Annotated in this window: 18 protein-coding genes; 11 read left to right on the top strand and 7 right to left on the bottom strand. The window is 41.3% G+C overall.

Annotated elements, in window-relative coordinates:
• Positions 1 to 21: 21 nt before the first annotated feature.
• Positions 22 to 204, top strand: a complete 183-nt coding sequence (locus F967_RS14765) for a hypothetical protein (RefSeq protein ID WP_004799940.1) — start codon at positions 22 to 24, stop codon at positions 202 to 204.
• Between the two features lie 186 nt (positions 205 to 390).
• Here F967_RS14765 and F967_RS11195 read toward each other — a convergent pair whose 3' ends face one another.
• Complete coding sequence (locus tag F967_RS11195; RefSeq protein ID WP_004799939.1) at positions 391 to 2,037, bottom strand: acyl-CoA synthetase; 1,647 nt, start codon at positions 2,035 to 2,037, stop codon at positions 391 to 393.
• Positions 2,038 to 2,312: 275 nt separating this feature from the next.
• Between F967_RS11195 and thrS the strand changes: the two genes are divergently transcribed.
• Both thrS and infC read left to right on the top strand, forming a co-directional pair.
• Positions 2,313 to 4,235, top strand: coding sequence for a threonine--tRNA ligase (gene thrS / locus F967_RS11190; RefSeq protein ID WP_004799936.1), 1,923 nt, complete (start codon positions 2,313 to 2,315; stop codon positions 4,233 to 4,235).
• Between the two features lie 5 nt (positions 4,236 to 4,240).
• The gene (infC, locus tag F967_RS13950) at positions 4,241 to 4,792 is read left to right on the top strand and encodes a translation initiation factor IF-3 (RefSeq protein ID WP_081398901.1); all 552 of its coding nucleotides are present in this window, start codon (positions 4,241 to 4,243) and stop codon (positions 4,790 to 4,792) included.
• A gap of 60 nt (positions 4,793 to 4,852) precedes the next feature.
• On the opposite strand, the gene F967_RS11180 is transcribed toward infC, so the two are convergent.
• Positions 4,853 to 5,326, bottom strand: a complete 474-nt coding sequence (locus F967_RS11180) for an Hsp20 family protein (RefSeq protein WP_004683043.1) — start codon at positions 5,324 to 5,326, stop codon at positions 4,853 to 4,855.
• A 288-nt stretch (positions 5,327 to 5,614) separates the two neighbouring features.
• On the opposite strand from F967_RS11180, the gene F967_RS11175 reads away from it, so the two are divergent.
• Entirely contained in the window at positions 5,615 to 6,232 is a 618-nt protein-coding gene (locus F967_RS11175; RefSeq protein WP_004799935.1) for a glutathione S-transferase N-terminal domain-containing protein, read from the top strand.
• 31 nt (positions 6,233 to 6,263) lie between these two features.
• Complete coding sequence (locus tag F967_RS11170; protein WP_004799933.1) at positions 6,264 to 6,689, top strand: YqaA family protein; 426 nt, start codon at positions 6,264 to 6,266, stop codon at positions 6,687 to 6,689.
• Between the two features lie 34 nt (positions 6,690 to 6,723).
• On the opposite strand, the gene F967_RS11165 is transcribed toward F967_RS11170, so the two are convergent.
• A complete protein-coding gene (locus F967_RS11165; RefSeq protein ID WP_004799931.1) occupies positions 6,724 to 7,977 on the bottom strand; it encodes an MFS transporter in 1,254 nt (417 codons plus the stop codon).
• Between the two features lie 236 nt (positions 7,978 to 8,213).
• On the opposite strand from F967_RS11165, the gene rpmI reads away from it, so the two are divergent.
• The 3 genes from rpmI to F967_RS11150 all read left to right on the top strand — a co-directional run bounded on the left by rpmI (position 8,214) and on the right by F967_RS11150 (position 9,153).
• The gene (gene rpmI, locus F967_RS11160; protein ID WP_004637967.1) at positions 8,214 to 8,408 is read left to right on the top strand and encodes a 50S ribosomal protein L35; all 195 of its coding nucleotides are present in this window, start codon (positions 8,214 to 8,216) and stop codon (positions 8,406 to 8,408) included.
• An 11-nt stretch (positions 8,409 to 8,419) separates the two neighbouring features.
• Positions 8,420 to 8,779 (top strand): 50S ribosomal protein L20, encoded by a 360-nt coding sequence (gene rplT, locus F967_RS11155; RefSeq protein WP_004675688.1) that lies wholly within the window; start codon positions 8,420 to 8,422, stop codon positions 8,777 to 8,779.
• A gap of 176 nt (positions 8,780 to 8,955) precedes the next feature.
• Positions 8,956 to 9,153, top strand: coding sequence for a hypothetical protein (locus tag F967_RS11150; protein ID WP_004761977.1), 198 nt, complete (start codon positions 8,956 to 8,958; stop codon positions 9,151 to 9,153).
• A 53-nt stretch (positions 9,154 to 9,206) separates the two neighbouring features.
• On the opposite strand, the gene F967_RS11145 is transcribed toward F967_RS11150, so the two are convergent.
• Positions 9,207 to 10,205 carry a hypothetical protein gene (locus F967_RS11145; RefSeq protein WP_004799928.1) on the bottom strand — a complete coding sequence of 333 codons (999 nt, stop codon included), beginning with the start codon at positions 10,203 to 10,205 and terminating at the stop codon, positions 9,207 to 9,209.
• A gap of 231 nt (positions 10,206 to 10,436) precedes the next feature.
• On the opposite strand from F967_RS11145, the gene pheS reads away from it, so the two are divergent.
• From pheS to F967_RS11130, 3 genes are read left to right on the top strand one after another with little or no spacing between them, the layout of a single operon-like run.
• Entirely contained in the window at positions 10,437 to 11,417 is a 981-nt protein-coding gene (pheS, locus tag F967_RS11140; protein ID WP_004675691.1) for a phenylalanine--tRNA ligase subunit alpha, read from the top strand.
• Between the two features lie 33 nt (positions 11,418 to 11,450).
• On the top strand, positions 11,451 to 13,832 hold the full coding sequence (pheT, locus tag F967_RS11135) for a phenylalanine--tRNA ligase subunit beta (protein ID WP_004799926.1): 2,382 nt from the start codon (positions 11,451 to 11,453) through the stop codon (positions 13,830 to 13,832).
• On the top strand, positions 13,829 to 14,125 hold the full coding sequence (locus F967_RS11130; protein ID WP_004664224.1) for an integration host factor subunit alpha: 297 nt from the start codon (positions 13,829 to 13,831) through the stop codon (positions 14,123 to 14,125). The genes pheT and F967_RS11130 overlap by 4 nt, the downstream gene beginning before the upstream one ends.
• Before the next feature lie 103 nt (positions 14,126 to 14,228).
• Here the strand turns inward: F967_RS11130 and F967_RS11125 are convergent, their stop codons facing one another.
• From F967_RS11125 to trxA, 3 genes are all read right to left on the bottom strand, one after another.
• Entirely contained in the window at positions 14,229 to 14,543 is a 315-nt protein-coding gene (locus tag F967_RS11125; RefSeq protein WP_004799924.1) for a hypothetical protein, read from the bottom strand.
• 395 nt (positions 14,544 to 14,938) lie between these two features.
• Complete coding sequence (rho, locus tag F967_RS11120) at positions 14,939 to 16,207, bottom strand: transcription termination factor Rho (RefSeq protein ID WP_004675700.1); 1,269 nt, start codon at positions 16,205 to 16,207, stop codon at positions 14,939 to 14,941.
• Positions 16,208 to 16,536: 329 nt separating this feature from the next.
• Positions 16,537 to 16,863 (bottom strand): thioredoxin, encoded by a 327-nt coding sequence (trxA, locus tag F967_RS11115; RefSeq protein ID WP_004675702.1) that lies wholly within the window; start codon positions 16,861 to 16,863, stop codon positions 16,537 to 16,539.
• Between the last annotated feature and the right edge of the window lie 182 nt (positions 16,864 to 17,045).

Raw genomic sequence — 17,045 nt, 5'->3', positions numbered from 1 at the left:
TTTCATCCAGGTAAAACCTCCATGCCCAATACACCGCTCACGCTAGAACAAAGAATTAAAGAACTTGAGCACCAACTTGTCAACACTCAACAAAAAGCTGAATTCTTTGAAAGTGTTGTAGATGTACTCGAAAGAGATTATGGAGTCAGCATTATAGAAAAGCCACGAGGCAAGTCATCAGGGAAAAGCAAGAAACGGGGATAAGTATTATGCAATGCTGCCGTTATCTTGGAATGACCCGTCAAGTCTATTACAAGCAATGCAAGTAGGAATCTCTACGCATTAAAAAGGATCAGGCCATTTGCATTAAAATATAAAACGCCCAATGAGGTTTATCAGGCATTTTATAGTTGAAATAAGTGTCAACCTATTTTAGGACGGGACACTGTCTTAATAATTCCCGAATTCTCCTGTTGCACGTTGTTTCGCCCATTCTCTTAAAATAAATTTCTGTAATTTCCCTGTCGATGTTTTCGGAATCTCAGTAATTACCACATCTTTAGGAACTTTAAAGCGCGCCAGCTCCTTTTCGCAATGTGCAATAATCTCTTCTGCGGATGCAGATGCACCCTGTTTTAATTCAATAAAGGCACATGGCACCTCCTGCCAGCGTTGATCTGGTTTTGCCACAACCGCTGCGGTAAGTACGGCTGGATGGCGATAGAGCACATCTTCCACTTCCAGGGAGGAAATGTTCTCACCACCTGAGATAATAATATCCTTGGAGCGGTCAGTAATCTTGGCATAACCGTCAGGATGACAAACCGCCAAATCTCCTGTATGGAACCAGCCACCCTTAAATGCCTCCTCAGTTGCCTGTGGATTTTTGAGATAACCTTTCATCACGATATTGCCACGGAACATAATTTCGCCCATGGTTTGCCCATCATTCGGTACCGGTTGCATTGTTTCAGGATCAAGTACTCGCATACTGTCTTGCAATGGGTATGGTACGCCTTGGCGAGAATGAAGCTGCGCTTGCTCCTGAATAGATAAATCACTCCAGCCAGCCTGTGATGCACATAATGCCGATGGACCATAGGTTTCGGTCAAACCATAAACATGGTTGACGTTGATGCCGATATGACGCATGCCCTCAATAATCGCAACGGGCGGGGCAGCTCCAGCCACCATGACTTCGATGTGATGATCAAATGATGTGCGTTGATCTGTTGGGGCATTGATCAGCATGGACAATACAATCGGCGCACCACAGAAATAATCGACCTTATACTCAGCGATATATTTAAAGATCAATACAGGATCAACCCTGCGTAAACAGATATTGGTGCCACCACTTGCGGCAATTGACCAGGCAAAACACCAGCCATTACAGTGGAACAATGGCAATGTCCATAGATACACCGCACGCGGCTTCATCCCACAGGCCAAAATATTACTTGCCGCATTGAGGTAAGCACCACGATGGTGATAAACCACGCCTTTCGGATTGCCTGTTGTACCAGAGGTATAGTTGAGGCTAATCGCATCCCATTCGTCCTGTGGGAGTAACCATTCAAAATCTGGATTACCCTGTCCCAGCCACGACTCATATTCATACTGGCCAATTGCAACCTGTTCACCCTCAAACGCATGGTCAAAAACATCAATCACAATAATATTTTGAGTGATCAGCTTTAACGCTTCTTCTGCAAGGGTTTTAAATTCAGGGTCGACAAGCAGTACTCTTGATTCCGCATGTGTGAGCATGAAAGCAATAGTTTTTGCATCCAAGCGAGTATTCAGCGTATTGAGTACAGCACCTGCCATTGGTACTGCAAAATGAGCTTCGATCATTGCAGGGACATTTGGTAACAGTACCGAAACGGTATCGTTTTTTTGAATACCTAGATTTCTGAGTTGATGTGCAAACTGGCGACAGCGTTGATAGGTTTGCTGCCATGTAATTTGACGTTCACCATGAATAATGGCTGCCTGATTTGGGTAAATGTAGGCGGCACGCTCCAGGTAACGCAATGGTGATAAGGCAACAAAATTTGCTGGTGTTCGTGGTAACTCATCATATGCACTGACCATGTGTACTGCTCCATTGCTGTTCTTGTCATGTTTATTTATATCCACACCAACATAGTGTTTCGCCCAGTCTAATTCATTTAGGCTTTAGTATAAGACGATTCCTTGATTGTTCCTGTATTTTTCTAATTCAAAGGTTTCATCCGCATCTAAACCTGTGTAAAATCTTGGATACTTTTTTATCCGCCGTTTTTTATCTTTTGAGGATTCCTCCTCAATACATAATCTCGCGGTGATATGCTCCTTCGTATAGGGCATCACTCCTTAAGGATTTTATTATGCCAATCATTACTTTACCAAATGGTGATCAGAAACAGTTTGATCATCCGATTTCCGTGATGGAACTTGCTCAAAGCATTGGTCCAGGTCTTGCAAAAAATACAGTTGCTGGCCGTATCAATGATCGTTTGGTGGATGCTTGTGATTTAATCACAGAAGATGCGACAGTTCAGATTATTACCCCGAAAGATGAAGAAGGTCTAGAGATCATTCGTCACTCATGTGCGCACTTGGTAGGACATGCGGTTAAGCAATTGTTCCCTGAGGCGAAAATGGTTATCGGCCCAGTCATTGAAGAGGGTTTCTATTACGATATCTGGATGCCACGCCCATTTACTTTAGATGATATGGCGGCGATCGAAGAGCGTATGAAAAAGCTCATCGATCAAGACTATGATGTCATCAAAAAAATGACACCACGTGATGAAGTGATTGCAGAATTTACAGCACGCGGTGAAGAATACAAATTACGCTTGATTGCAGACATGCCGAATGAAACACAAATGGGCTTGTACTACCATCAAGATTATTTGGATATGTGCCGTGGTCCGCACGTACCGAACACTAAATTTTTAAAATCATTCAAACTCACTAAAATCTCTGGTGCATACTGGCGTGGTGATGCCAAGAATGAACAGCTTCAACGTATTTATGGTACGGCTTGGGCCGATAAAAAACAGTTAGCAGCTTATATCAAACGTATTGAAGAAGCTGAAAAGCGTGACCATCGTAAAATTGGTAAAGCTTTAGATTTATTCCATATGCAAGAAGAAGCACCAGGTATGGTGTTCTGGCATCCAAATGGTTGGACGATTTACCAAGTGCTTGAACAATACATGCGTAAAGTTCAGCAGGACAATGGCTACCTTGAGATTAAAACACCACAAATCGTAGATTTCACTTTGTGGGAAAAATCAGGCCATGCGGCCAACTATGCGGACAACATGTTTACGACTCATTCAGAGAGTCGTAACTATGCTGTTAAGCCAATGAACTGTCCTTGTCACGTACAAGTGTTTAACCAAGGCTTGAAATCTTATCGTGATTTGCCAATTCGTTTGGCCGAGTTTGGTTCATGTCATCGTAACGAACCATCTGGTTCATTACACGGGATTATGCGTGTTCGTGGCTTTACCCAAGATGATGCACATATTTTCTGTACCAAAGAGCAAATTGGTAAAGAGGTTGCAGACTTTATTAAACTGACTTTAGATGTTTATAAAGACTTCGGCTTTGAAGAAGTGCAAATGAAACTTTCAACACGTCCTGAAAAGCGTGTCGGTGATGATGCACTTTGGGATTTAGCAGAAAAATCTTTAGCAGATGCTTTGGATGATGCTGGCTTGGCTTGGGACTTGCAACCTGGTGAAGGGGCATTCTATGGTCCGAAGATTGAATTTTCATTGAAAGATTGCTTAGGCCGTATCTGGCAGTGCGGTACAATTCAATGTGACTTCAACTTACCAATCCGTTTAGATGCGTCTTATGTCACTGAAGACAATGATCGTGATCAACCAGTCATGCTTCATCGTGCAATTCTTGGTAGTTTTGAGCGTTTTATTGGTATACTAATTGAACACTATGCGGGCTTTATGCCACCTTGGTTAACACCAATTCAAGCGTGTGTTATGAATATTACTGATTCACAAGCAGAAGCGTGTGAAAAAGTGGTTGCAAAACTCAAAGAAAATGGTCTTCGTGCTATTTCTGACTTGAGAAATGAAAAAATCGGATTTAAGATTCGTGAGCGTACCCTAGAGCGTATTCCTTACCTTCTGGTTCTTGGTGATCGAGAAGTTGAAGAAGGTACTGTTAATGTGCGTACTCGCTCAGGAAAAAATTTAGGTACTATGTCAGTAGATGCATTTATTGACCTAGTGAAATCTGCCGTTGCCGAACGCGGCCGGTACATTGTGGAGTAATAAAGATTAAACAGCCTGACCGTAACCAGCAACAAGGTGCTAAAAGTAACCGTCCTGCAATTAATGAAGAGATCCGTGCGAAAGAAGTACGCCTCGTTGCTGCAGATGGAGAACAAAAAGGTGTTGTTTCATTAACTGAAGCATTACGTGCTGCTGAAGAAGCTAATCTTGACCTTGTTGAGATTGTTGCTAATGCAGAACCGCCTGTTTGTAAAATCATGGACTACAACAAGCACTTATTTGACTTAAAGCAAAAGCAAAAAGATGCGAAGAAAAAACAGCATCAAGTGCAAGTGAAAGAAATTAAGTTACGTCCTGCAACGGATGTAGGTGATTACCAAATTAAATTGCGTGCAATTTTACGTTTCCTTGAAGAAGGAAATAAGGTAAAAATCACTTTACGATTCCGTGGTCGTGAGATGGCACATCAACAGCTTGGTTTGGCTCAATTACAAAAAATTGAAGCAGACGTTGCTGACTTTGGCGTAGTTGAACAAGCGCCGAAGATGGAAGGTCGTCAAATGGGCATGTTAATTGGCCCGAAAAAGAAAAAGTAATCATCCAATCATCAAAAAAGCCCTGCTCGAATAGCAGGGCTTTTTTGATTTAAAGCATAATTACTCAGTACTTACAGTTTTTTCTGTAGAATTAGGCTGATCAAGTAAAAGTTTTTTCTTACCAATTGGGATTTCGCGTGGAAGTTTCTCTTCTGGTATGATTCGTTCTAAGTCAATGATCAATAAACCATTCTCATAATCAGCTTGTTGAACTTCAATATGTTCATCTAAGCGTAGAGACAATTTAAAGGCACGACGCGCGATTCCTTTATGCAGATATTCAGTTGTTTCTTTCTGAACAACCTCAGGTTTACCTGAAATGGTAAGAAGCTGATTTTCTAGACTTAGTCCTAATTCCTCTAGGCTAAAACCTGCGGTAGCCACCACAATGCGATAACGGTTTTCACCAGCTTTCTCTATGTTATATGGAGGATAATTGGGTGCATCACTTTGCATGGCGTAGTCAATAAAATCATTTAAACGATCAAATCCAATGCTACGACGAAATAAAGGATGAAGATTTAGATTACTCATGATTAGAACCTCCTGAGGTCAGCAAAGTTTTAAAAATAAGAAGATAAAGCTTAAACCTGCCATGTATAAACATCGACAGAATGTTAAAAATCGTCATTTCTAACACAATAATTAATATGTGTTTGAGTTTAAAAAATTCAAGTTAAAGATCTATTTTTTTAAATAAATTTTATATATATTTGATAATTATAAAAATTATTTTTAATTTACAGAACTTGTTGTTTCTTTTTAAATCTATTAAGGTGTGTAAAGAGCCACCATCTACGCTGTATGGAGAATAATTTTAAAATGATTGATCTTTATTATTGGGGAACACCCAATGGACATAAAATAACCATTGCACTTGAGGAAATGGGCTTGGATTATCAAATTTTTCCAATTAATATTTTGGAAAATGACCAATTTCAACCTGATTTTTTACGTATTTCGCCAAATAATAAAATTCCTGCGATTGTTGATCAAAATGGACCACGAGGTGAACCGATTTCTGTATTTGAATCAGGTGCAATCCTACAATATTTAGGTCGGAAGACTGGATTATTCTATCCTACGGATGAACAAGAGCGAGTTGAAGTAGAGCAATGGTTAATGTGGCAAATGGGTGGATTTGGTCCAATGCTGGGGCAAAATCATCATTTTAATAAATTTGCACCTGAACGTATTCCTTATGCAATTGATCGTTATATCAATGAGACTAAGCGTCTTTACACTGTTTTAAATAAGCAATTGATTGGTCAGAAGTTCGTGGCGGGTGAGTATTCAATTGCGGATATGGCAATCTTGCCTTGGGTATTGCGCCATGAATGGCAAGGGATTCAACTGGAAGATTATCCTTATGTGCAAGACTATATTGAACGTTTAACCGCCCGTCCTGCGATACAGAAAGCATTGTCGATCAAAGTGTAATTTCCTCGAATATCAATATAGTTTAGGCCTCATGAGTTATTGGTTGTTGTTCATATCTGCTTTTGGGGCTGCGACATTATTACCTTTACAGTCGGAAGCCGTATTAATAACCTTATTGATACAAGGGCTTTCCAATCCTCTTTATCTGATCTTGGTTGCAACTATTGGAAATGTCTTGGGTTCATGTGTGAACTGGTGGTTAGGACTGAAAATTGAGCATTTCAAGGATAAAAAATGGTTTCCTGTTTCGGAAAAACGTTTAGGGCAGGCGCAACAGATGTATCATCAATATGGTTTTTATTCTTTATTATTGAGTTGGACCCCCATCATTGGTGATCCCATCACACTCATTGCAGGTTTAATGAAAGAAAATTTTTGGCGATTTTTATTGATTGTCACCATTGCCAAAGGTGGGCGTTATTTAACATTGTATGTGTTATATCTTGGAGTTTTTTGAAAAAAGGGAAAGTTTCACTTTCCCTAAAACACCTTTAATGATCAGTACCTTTAGTAATATCGACTTTAAATAAATCGCTGGTTTTAAACCAGCAATAGGTCACAACCGCAAGCGTCATACAGCCACCAAAAATGGTTGCAGTGATTGTTCCGAGGTATTTGGCTGCCAGACCTGATTCAAAAGCCCCGAGTTCATTACTCGATGAAACGAACATTCCATTTACCGCAGCCACTCGACCGCGCATATTTTCAGGCGGGAAAATTTGTAGCACAGTTTGACGAACAACAACCGAAATACTATCACAGGCACCCGTCATTGCGAGAGCAAACAGGGATAGCCACATATTGTTTGAGAATGCAAATAGGATCGTAAATACACCAAAGCCAGCAACAGCTAGTAGCATGTTACGCCAAGCATGATGCATAGGTGGGAACTTGGTCAGGACAATCATAGTAATCAGTGCGCCGATAGAGGGGGCTGCTCTTAAATAGCCTAAGCCCTCAGGGCCTACTTTTAGAATTTCTTCAGCAAAAATGGGCAACAGAGCAATCACACCACCAAAGAGTACCGATACCAAGTCTAGTGAGATTGCCCATAAAACAATTTTGGTTTTCCAAATAAAGCGAAAACCATCGGTCAGGCTTTGTAAGACATTCTCAGTTTCCATTTTTGGGAATGTTCGTTTCTGTAAGCAATTAATCAAAATAAAGCAAATCGCCAATAATGCTGATACTGCAAAAAGGCTCGTTTCACGTCCCAGAAATGCCAACATAAAGCCACCCAACATTGGCCCGATAATGACACCACTTTGCCAGCCAATCGTGGTCCATGTCGCACCATTGGCATAAAGCTCACGGGGGATCAGGAAAGGTTTTAATGAAGTGGCAGAGGGATTATAGAAACCGCGAATGGTTCCCAGAGCAAAAATGACTGCATAAATGCCCCAAGACAATGTTGTAATGCCAATTTTATCTAAACCATGTAAATGGAAAAGTCCCCAAAGAGCCAAAGGGAGGGGAATCGCAAAGAATAAACACACTTTCATGATGGTCTGTTTATTCAATTTATCAGCGAAATAACCGCCCCATAAAGACAGGGTAATGAATGGGATTGCTTCAGCCAGACCAATAAAACCTAAGGTTAGGGGATCACGAGTGATTTGATAGAGTGAATAAGCAACAATAATTTCCTGAATTAAAATTGCCAGTGTTAAGCAAAATTGATTCAAGGTCACAATAGAGAAATCTCGATACCGTAACGCGGCGAATGCATCATTCTGAATATTCATAAGAATAAAGATTTAATAATTTGATTCTATTATAGGCGCTGATTTTGTGGATTTTTCTCATAATTTGAGAATTAGTTATGGAAAATAACGTTTGGAAAAAATGGATAAGGTATTATCAAAAAATAAGCATTTTGCTTTTGTTTTATGCGTAGATGCTATATGATACTGCACTCCTTACCTGCAGGTCGATTTGCAATAGTGCAAACGAGCCGAACAGGTGCCCAAAAGAGGTTACTATGGCTAAGTTAAAAACTCGCCGTGGTGCAGCTAAACGCTTTAAAGCGACTGCAAACGGTTTCAAGCGCAAACAAGCATTCAAGCGCCACATTTTGACCAAAAAATCTGCTAAGCGTATCCGTCAATTGCGCGGTTGTGTAATGGTTCACGTAAGTGACGTTGCATCAGTTCGTGCTATGTGCCCATACATCTAAGGAGATTATAAATGGCTCGTGTAAAACGTGGTGTACAGGCTCATCGCCGTCACAAAAAAATTCTTGCTCGCGCTAAAGGTTACTATGGTGCTCGTTCACGCGTTTATCGCGTAGCGTTCCAGGCGGTAATCAAAGCTGGCCAATACGCTTACCGTGACCGCCGTCAAAAGAAACGTCAATTCCGTGCTTTATGGATTGCGCGTATCAATGCTGGTGCTCGTCTTAACGGTTTGTCTTACAGCCGTATGATCGATGGTTTGAAAAAAGCTCAAGTGATCATCGACCGTCGCGTATTAGCTGACATCGCTATGCATGATGCGGTTGCATTTGCTGCTTTGGCTGAAAAAGCCAAAGGTGCATTAGCTGCATAAGCTTAGAGATTCAAAGAAGGCCGCTTTTTAGCGGTCTTTTTTATTTTTAGATGATTAAATTTAAAGAATAAACAGAGATTAAATATAAATAGAGCTTACACAACCCTAACACGTTTGATTGGACATTTACCCTTGAATCTTTTTACAGTAAAAGAAAACAGGATAGGGTTAAAGATATGCTAGTGAGTGTAGAGGGATTGCAGCAAGGTGCATTTGAAACAGAACTGACTATTTTGCCGAGAAAGGGTGAAACCATCCGAATTTTTTATGGGCCAGATGCTGAAGTTGAGGGTGAAATTGAAAATGTACATCACATTGTCAATCAGCATGATGGCGGGCATAAGGTGATTATAAAAATTAAACCAACTTTCTGATCAATAAAAGAAAAACCAGATTGCGTGTAGGCAGGTTGTTTTATTGCTTATAGTTACAGCCCAAAATAGTAAGCACAGATACAGATAATCACCGTGAGAATAATCAACTTAATCACACCAGATGTTCCAACCTTATGCTGGTGAGCCTGATTAAAATGCTGTGATGTTTCCATAGTTCTGTCGATGATTTCAGGTTCAGCAGTGATCTGTGCAGTTTGGTAATGGTTAGCTGTTTTGACAATCAGCTTGGCAAATAAGTCATCGGTTTTCTGGGCAAAGTTGCGTAAATTGATCTGCTCCTCAGGGTCAATCAGCTCACCTGAATCATGATAGGGATGGCGTCTTTTTTCTTCCAGATAGTCGGCTAAGGCCTGAGTGCGATGTAATAAACGATGGGCACAATCCGCTGGATAATCTGTTGGAATCAATGCAAGCTGCTGGCTTGAAAGATGGGTGGGATCAACCTTATAGCCATAAAATGGAAAGTCTTGCTGTTCTGGTTCAGGGAAATGCTGGGCATATTTACTGTCAAAAAGCTCATGTTCCAGAAAAACTACGACATCATTCCAGTTTACATTTTGTAAATCAGCATTTATTTTTTTGACAAGTTTGTCATTCAGTTCATAACCCCAAAAGGTTTGCTGTCCCAATGTGATTTTCTGTGAAACAGGCACTTCAAACGCATTGTCACTGTTATACCATTCAGCCAGTTCCTGTCCACAAATCCATGCAGTTTTTTTATTGGCTTGATGGCTAACCATAAAGTGTGCAAAGGGAAGTAGCTCAACATTCGGGTTTGGGTTTTGCTCTTCATTCAATAAAGTGGATAAGTGTAGACTGAGTTTGGTAACGCCCTGTTTTTTCAGTCCCTCCAGCCAAATCTGGAAGTGCTGTGCCAGTAAACGTTGTGATAACAGGTCACGGAAAGTCAGGCACTGGTGATCAAAAATAGGATGTTCGACCCAACGGCTAAAATTGAGATTTCCTGCAAGAAATTCATTGCCATAAGTCACTAGGGTAAGCTGTTGTTTCCAAATTTGATCAAGCGCCATCGTTATTCTTTCTCATTGACGATATTGGTATCTTATACATTTTATTCAATTGTTGAGTAATTTTTCGGAAATTTTAGTTGATCTGCTTAGGTATCTTGTTGTTTTATTTTTGCATCTATATTTTCAAAAGTACGCTGTTTAAACCGCTGTTTATTTTCATCAAACTGGTAAAAAGCTGATAAACTATAGCGTTTTATTATATTTCTATAATTTGTTGCTTTGAGAGTTACTATGTCACTGGAAGCCCTGACCACTGAAGCGCTTGCTGCTATTGCAGCGGCTCAAGACCTTGCTGCACTCGATCAAGTTCGTGTGCAATTTACAGGGAAGAAAAGCCAGCTCGCAGAACAGTCGAAAGCACTTGGAAAAATGGATCCTGAAGAGCGAAAAGTACAAGGTGCTGCGATTCATGCTGTGCGTGAAGCGATCAATGTAGCTTTGACTGAGCGTCAACAGACATTACAACAAGCTGAACTTGCAAAAAAATTAGCAAGTGAAACCATTGATATTACTTTACCGGGCCGCGGGCAGCGCATGGGAAGTATTCATCCTGTTACTCAAGTACAAGAGCGTATTTGCCAGTTCTTTACCAAGGCGGGTTTCCAGATCGCTTATGGTCCTGAAGTTGAAGATGATTATCACAACTTTGAAGCCTTAAATATTCCAGGACATCACCCAGCCCGTGCCATGCACGACACGTTCTACTTTGATGCAACGCATTTACTGCGTACCCATACTTCGGGCGTGCAAATTCGAACTATGGAAACCAGTCAGCCGCCAATTCGTATCGTGTGTCCTGGTCGTGTATATCGTTGTGACTCGGATCAAACCCATTCGCCAATGTTCCATCAGATCGAAGGTCTGTACGTTGCTGAAAATACCAGCTTTGCTGAGTTAAAAGGTTTATTGATTAACCTACTCAATGAGTTCTTTGAAAAAGATTTAAAAGTACGTTTCCGTCCATCTTACTTTCCATTTACAGAGCCAAGTGCAGAAGTGGATATCATGGATGAGCGTGGTCGTTGGTTAGAAGTTTTAGGCTGTGGCATGGTGCATCCAAATGTATTGCGTGCTGCAGGAATTGATCCTGATCAATACAAAGGCTTTGCCTTTGGTCTAGGGGTAGAGCGTTTTGCAATGTTGCGTTATGGCATCAATGATTTGCGTATGTTCTACCAAAATGACGTGCGTTTCTTACGCCAATTTGCCTAAACAGTTTTTCAGGATTAAAGAAGGTTTATACAAATGAAAATTAGTGAAAATTGGTTGCGCAGCTGGGTGAATCCAGCCATTGATAGCAATAGATTGTCTGATCAATTGACCATGTTAGGTTTGGAAGTTGATGAGTTAGTGCCTGTTGCAAAACCGTTTACTGGTGTGGTTGTTGGTGAAGTCCTTACGGTTGAACAACATCCAGATGCAGACCGTTTACGTGTGACAACCGTGAACATTGGTTCAGGTGAACCATTGCAGATTGTCTGTGGTGCGCCAAATGTCCGTGTGGGCATGAAAGCACCTGTTGCAACGATCGGTGCGGTATTACCAGGCGATTTCAAAATTAAAAAAGGCAAGCTGCGTGGTGTTGAATCACAAGGGATGCTCTGTGGTGCTTCTGAAATTGATTTAGAAGACAAAATTGATGGTTTGTTGGAGTTACCTGCTGATGCACCAGTGGGAATCAATATTCGTGAATATTTAAAACTTGATGACAATGTGATTGACATCAGTATCACGCCAAACCGTGGTGACTGCTTTAGTATTCGTGGGATTGCCCGTGAAATCGCAGTCATTAACCAGCTTGAAGTGAATGAGCCGAAGATTCAGGCAATTGCAGCAAATATTTCTGATGAGAAAGTGGTCAACATCAGCACAGAAGGTACGCCACGTTATTTAGGTCGTATCATTAAAAATGTCAATGTTAAGGCGGTTACACCTGATTGGATGGAGCAGGCACTGGCACGTTCAGGCATCCGTACCCATAGTATTTTAGTGGATATTACCAACTATGTATTACTTGAGTTGGGCCAGCCAATGCATGCCTTTGACCTGGCAAAAATCGAGGGTTCAATTCAAGTTCGCCAGGCAGAGCCACAAGAAAAATTAACCTTGTTGAATGATCAAGAAGTTGAATTGCAAGATGACATCATGGTCATTGCAGATGATCAGAAAGCATTGGCAATTGCAGGAATCATGGGTGGTTTGGATTCATCAGTGACCGATGAGACACAAGACATCTTCCTTGAAAGTGCATTCTTTGCGCCTTTAGCCATTGCTGGTCGCGCTCGTCGTTTTGGTTTACATACCGATTCATCGCAACGTTATGAACGCGGTGTTGATTTTGAGTTGCCGATGATCGCCATGCACCGTGCCTCTGAACTGATTCAAGCCTTTGCTGGCGGTGATTTTGGTCCAATTACAGTGGCTGAACAAACGAGCTTATTGCCAAAACGTGAAGCAATTGTATTGAAACAGGCACAGGTTGATCAGTTACTTGGATATCAAGTGGTGGGTGATTTTATTGCCGATGCGTTAGCACGTTTGGGCTGTGTGGTGGAAACTAAAGCCGAAGGTGAGTGGAGCGTAGTTCCACCATCACATCGCTATGATATGGCTATTTATCAGGACCTGATTGAAGAGGTTGCACGTATCCACGGCTATGACAACATTCAGGTCAGCTTGCCAAAAATTGATGTGAAACTAGAGAAATATCAAGACCGTTTTGAAATTGCTCAACTGCGCCAGACCATTGCAACTTTGGGGTATCAAGAGGCGATTAGCTTTAGCTTTGCCGATGCAAAGCTTGAAAAGCAACTGAATCCAAATGTACAGCCATTAATGCTTACCAACCCAATTTCCAGTGATTTGGCGGCAATGCGTAGTACTCTATTATCCAGCTTGATTCCTTGTGTCCAGTACAATCTAAACCGTCAACAGCAGCGTATTCGTTTCTTTGAACTGGGCTTGCGTTTTGATTATCAGGATGCGCAAAGTATTCATGACCTGAAACAGGTTCCGACTCTGGCCGTGATTGCTGTGGGGTCGCGTACACCTGAATCCTGGCATGCAAAGCCACAGGCAATGGATTTCTTCGATTTCAAGGGAGAGGTGGAAGAAATTCTGGCTGCTGGACGTGTAAAGGCGGAGTTTGTCCGTACTGAACGTGCATGGTTACATCCTGGGCAGTCTGCTGAAATTATGGTAAATGGACAGTCGATTGGTTATTTAGGCCGTTTGCACCCCTCACTAGAAAATGAGCTGGATTTAAGCACAACATGGGTGGCAGAACTGGATCAGCAGGCTGTTTTGCAATCTTATGTATCTAATTTTACAGAATTATCACGTTTTCCATCGGTTAGACGTGATATTGCGCTTTTAATCTCTGATAATATTGAGGTTAGAGATATTCAGCGGTTAATTGAGCAAACAGGTGGGGATCTACTCGACTCAACATGGTTGTTCGATGTGTATACGGGGCAAGGGGTTGAACAAGGCAAGCGCTCTTTAGCTTTTGCAGTGTTGTGGCAACATCCAGCACGTACCCTTGAAGATGCTGAAATTAAATCTGGTATGGATAATATTATTCAAGTGTTGGAAGACACTTACCAAGCGACATTGAGGGCCTCATGACAGCATTAACAAAAGCAGAGATGGCGGACCATTTAAGTGAGCTTACGAGTTTAAATCGCCGTGAAGCAAAACAGATGGTTGAGTTATTTTTTGACGAAATCAGCCAGGCATTGATTGCGGGTGAGCAAGTCAAACTTTCAGGTTTCGGTAATTTTGAGTTGCGTGACAAGCGCGAACGTCCTGGACGTAATCCAAAAACAGGTGAGGAAATTCCGATTTCTGCCCGTCGAGTGGTTACGTTTAGGGCGGGCCAGAAATTTAGACAGCGTGTTGGAAATGAGCAGATCGATTGATCTGCTTTTTTATGTTCTTATTTTTAATTTTTGAACTTAATAAAAATGAGGCATAAAAAAAGAGAACCAAACGGTTCTCTTTTTTGAATAATCTAAAAGTAGATTAGTGTGCAGCAGAAGCTTCAGCAGCAGCGTCTACAGCAACTTCAGCAGCGTCAGTAGCAGCAGCAGCAGCGTCAGTAGCAGCAGCAGCAGCAGTGTCAGCAGCATCAGCAGCAGCGTCTACAGCAGCTTCAGCGCCAGAAGCAACTTCTACAGCGTCAGCAGCAGCTTCAGCTTCAGATGCAGCTACAACAGCTTCAGCAGCAGCAGCGTTAGCGTCAGCAGCAGCGTCAGCAGCTTCTTCTTTCTTAGAGCAACCAACGAAAGCTAAAGTAGTGGCAATAGCAGCAGCAACAGCAAATTTCTTGAATAACATGGCATCACTCTCATAAAATTGTGAGATTAAAAAAAACCTGGGTTAGTCTGTATGTGCTTTTATTATTCCTAAACGCTTTAGGTAACAACGCAGGGAGCAGCCTAACTGGTCTGCTGCTATCCTATCAAAGCAAATCATGAATTACTACAGCCCTGTCCAACAAAACGACAAAAAATGACAAAAATTGGCTAATTTTTGATAGAAAATAACTATGAGAAAGTAATTTTAAATCGGATATTTTTTGTTTTAGGTCTTTAAATTTTATTCATTGTTTTAAAAAACAATAAGTTAACTTTTATGTGCGAGTTTTAAATAATGTGTAAATAATATGTAACGGTGTCAACCGAATTAAAAAAGCCACCATAAAAAGTGGCTTTTTTAATGAGGTACCGTGGTTAGTTTGCCGCTTTACGCTTCATCTGGTCAAAGAAATCATCATTGGTCTTGGTTTCTTTCATACGATCCAGTAAGAATTCCATTGCCGCCAGCTCATCCATAGGATGGAGGAGTTTGCGCAGAATCCAGACCTTGCGTAGATTATCTTCATCCATGAGGCGTTCTTCACGGCGAGTGCCTGATTTCTTGATGTTCATGGCAGGGAACACGCGTTTCTCGGCAATACGGCGATCCAGTGTAATTTCCTGGTTGCCTGTACCCTTAAACTCTTCATAGATGACATCATCCATTTTACTGCCTGTTTCAATCAGGGCAGTTGAGATGATGGTCAATGAGCCACCTTCTTCAATATTACGTGCCGCACCAAAGAAACGTTTCGGACGTTCAAGGGCATGGGCATCCACACCACCTGTAAGTACCTTGCCTGATGATGGAATCACGGTGTTGTAGGCACGTGCAAGACGGGTAATGGAGTCAAGCAGAATCACAACATCTTTCTTGTGCTCAACCAGACGTTTGGCTTTCTCAATCACCATTTCAGCAACCTGAACGTGGCGGGCAGGCGCTTCATCAAAGGTTGATGCAACCACTTCACCACGAACAGTACGTTCCATCTCAGTAACTTCTTCAGGACGTTCGTCAATTAAAAGTACAATCAAAAATACTTCAGGGTTGTTGCGTACAATCGACTGGGCGATATTTTGCAACAACATGGTTTTACCCGCTTTCGGTGGTGCCACAATAATTGAACGCTGACCTTTACCAATCGGTGCAACCAGATCAACCACACGTGCGGTTAGGTCTTCAGTTGTGCCATTGCCAAGTTCCATCACCAGCTGTTCTGTTGGGAACAATGGCGTCAGGTTTTCAAATAAAATTTTATTACGTGAGTTTTCAGGCGTGTCATAGTTGATTTGATTCACTTTTAACAGTGCAAAATAACGCTCACCCTCTTTTGGTGGACGAATTGTACCTGTAATGGTGTCACCTGTACGCAGGTTGAAACGGCGAATCTGGGATGGGCTGACATAAATGTCATCTGGTCCTGCCAAATATGAACCAGCAGCCGATCGTAGGAAACCAAAACCATCAGAGAGAATTTCGAGAACACCATCACCAAAGATTTCTTCGCCATTCATGGCATGGCGCTTTAAAATGGCAAAAATAATATCTTGTTTACGGTTACGTGCCATGCCTTCAAGGCCCATAAAATCCGCAATCTTAATGAGTTCGCCAATGGGTTTTTTCTTGAGTTCAGTTAAGTTCATAAGTGGTCAGACAGAATGGAATAAGTGGAGGATAATGTTGGGAAAAGAATAAAAAATCGACCGCATACATAGACGCTGATGTAATTGTAGATACACAACCACGATTCAGTAGCTTAGTTCATTGTTTCAGAGAGAAATGTGAAAACAATTGTTTATTGCCGAGCGGCGATCTTATGTTTTGTGTTTTGTAAGAAGCGTAATGAAGTAGATACCATTCAGGGCTTCTTGATCCAGTAATATAGGAGAAATCAGGGAATTTGTCAATTTTTACGAAGAAATACACTATCTGTAATAGTGTATTTCTTTTAATTGGCAGCTACATCCAGCAATTAGATGTTCTGATCAATAAATGCTGCAAGTTTTGAACGCGGCGCTGCGCCAACCTGTTGTGCCACAACTTCACCATTTTTAAACATCAATAATGCTGGAATATTACGGATGTTGTATTTCACAGCAGTGTCTTCACATGCAGTCACGTCAACCTTAACGATTTTCACCTTGCCTGCATATTCATTTGACAAGTCTTCAAGTACAGGTGCAATGGCTTTACAAGGCGCACACCAGCCAGCCCAGAAGTCAACGAGTACAGGAGTTTCAGCATCTAAAACATCTGCTTGGAAGTTTTCATCAGTTGTATTAACAATAGTCGCAGACATGAGGTTGCTCCAAATTTAAGGAATAAAGTGCGAATTTGATCATCATCACGATGAATATTACATTGCTACTTTACTCAATGTAAGGGTTTGTTCTGATTATTCAAGTTTGAAAATAAAAAGTCTAATGGATGCTCACGATGTTGACCATCGACTTATACAATCATTTACTTGATAAAAGTGAA

It is taken from the genome of Acinetobacter sp. CIP 102637, assembly GCF_000368425.1.
In the GTDB taxonomy this organism is placed as follows: domain Bacteria; phylum Pseudomonadota; class Gammaproteobacteria; order Pseudomonadales; family Moraxellaceae; genus Acinetobacter; species Acinetobacter parvus.
This window is presented reverse-complemented; position numbering and strand designations above follow the sequence as displayed.

What these genes read in the sequence shown, in the direction of transcription:
- F967_RS11130 (WP_004664224.1), top strand. Translation starts at nt 13,829, where the DNA reads ATGACAGCATTAACAAAAGCAGAGATGGCGGACCATTTAAGTGAGCTT.
- F967_RS14765 (WP_004799940.1), top strand. Translation starts at nt 22, where the DNA reads ATGCCCAATACACCGCTCACGCTAGAACAAAGAATTAAAGAACTTGAG.
- F967_RS11195 (WP_004799939.1), bottom strand. Translation starts at nt 2,037, where the DNA reads ATGGTCAGTGCATATGATGAGTTACCACGAACACCAGCAAATTTTGTT.
- F967_RS11165 (WP_004799931.1), bottom strand. Translation starts at nt 7,977, where the DNA reads ATGAATATTCAGAATGATGCATTCGCCGCGTTACGGTATCGAGATTTC.
- rplT (WP_004675688.1), top strand. Translation starts at nt 8,420, where the DNA reads ATGGCTCGTGTAAAACGTGGTGTACAGGCTCATCGCCGTCACAAAAAA.
- rho (WP_004675700.1), bottom strand. Translation starts at nt 16,207, where the DNA reads ATGAACTTAACTGAACTCAAGAAAAAACCCATTGGCGAACTCATTAAG.
- trxA (WP_004675702.1), bottom strand. Translation starts at nt 16,863, where the DNA reads ATGTCTGCGACTATTGTTAATACAACTGATGAAAACTTCCAAGCAGAT.
- F967_RS11180 (WP_004683043.1), bottom strand. Translation starts at nt 5,326, where the DNA reads ATGAGTAATCTAAATCTTCATCCTTTATTTCGTCGTAGCATTGGATTT.
- thrS (WP_004799936.1), top strand. Translation starts at nt 2,313, where the DNA reads ATGCCAATCATTACTTTACCAAATGGTGATCAGAAACAGTTTGATCAT.
- F967_RS11175 (WP_004799935.1), top strand. Translation starts at nt 5,615, where the DNA reads ATGATTGATCTTTATTATTGGGGAACACCCAATGGACATAAAATAACC.
- pheT (WP_004799926.1), top strand. Translation starts at nt 11,451, where the DNA reads ATGAAAATTAGTGAAAATTGGTTGCGCAGCTGGGTGAATCCAGCCATT.
- F967_RS11150 (WP_004761977.1), top strand. Translation starts at nt 8,956, where the DNA reads ATGCTAGTGAGTGTAGAGGGATTGCAGCAAGGTGCATTTGAAACAGAA.
- F967_RS11125 (WP_004799924.1), bottom strand. Translation starts at nt 14,543, where the DNA reads ATGTTATTCAAGAAATTTGCTGTTGCTGCTGCTATTGCCACTACTTTA.
- F967_RS11170 (WP_004799933.1), top strand. Translation starts at nt 6,264, where the DNA reads ATGAGTTATTGGTTGTTGTTCATATCTGCTTTTGGGGCTGCGACATTA.
- rpmI (WP_004637967.1), top strand. Translation starts at nt 8,214, where the DNA reads ATGGCTAAGTTAAAAACTCGCCGTGGTGCAGCTAAACGCTTTAAAGCG.
- F967_RS11145 (WP_004799928.1), bottom strand. Translation starts at nt 10,205, where the DNA reads ATGGCGCTTGATCAAATTTGGAAACAACAGCTTACCCTAGTGACTTAT.
- pheS (WP_004675691.1), top strand. Translation starts at nt 10,437, where the DNA reads ATGTCACTGGAAGCCCTGACCACTGAAGCGCTTGCTGCTATTGCAGCG.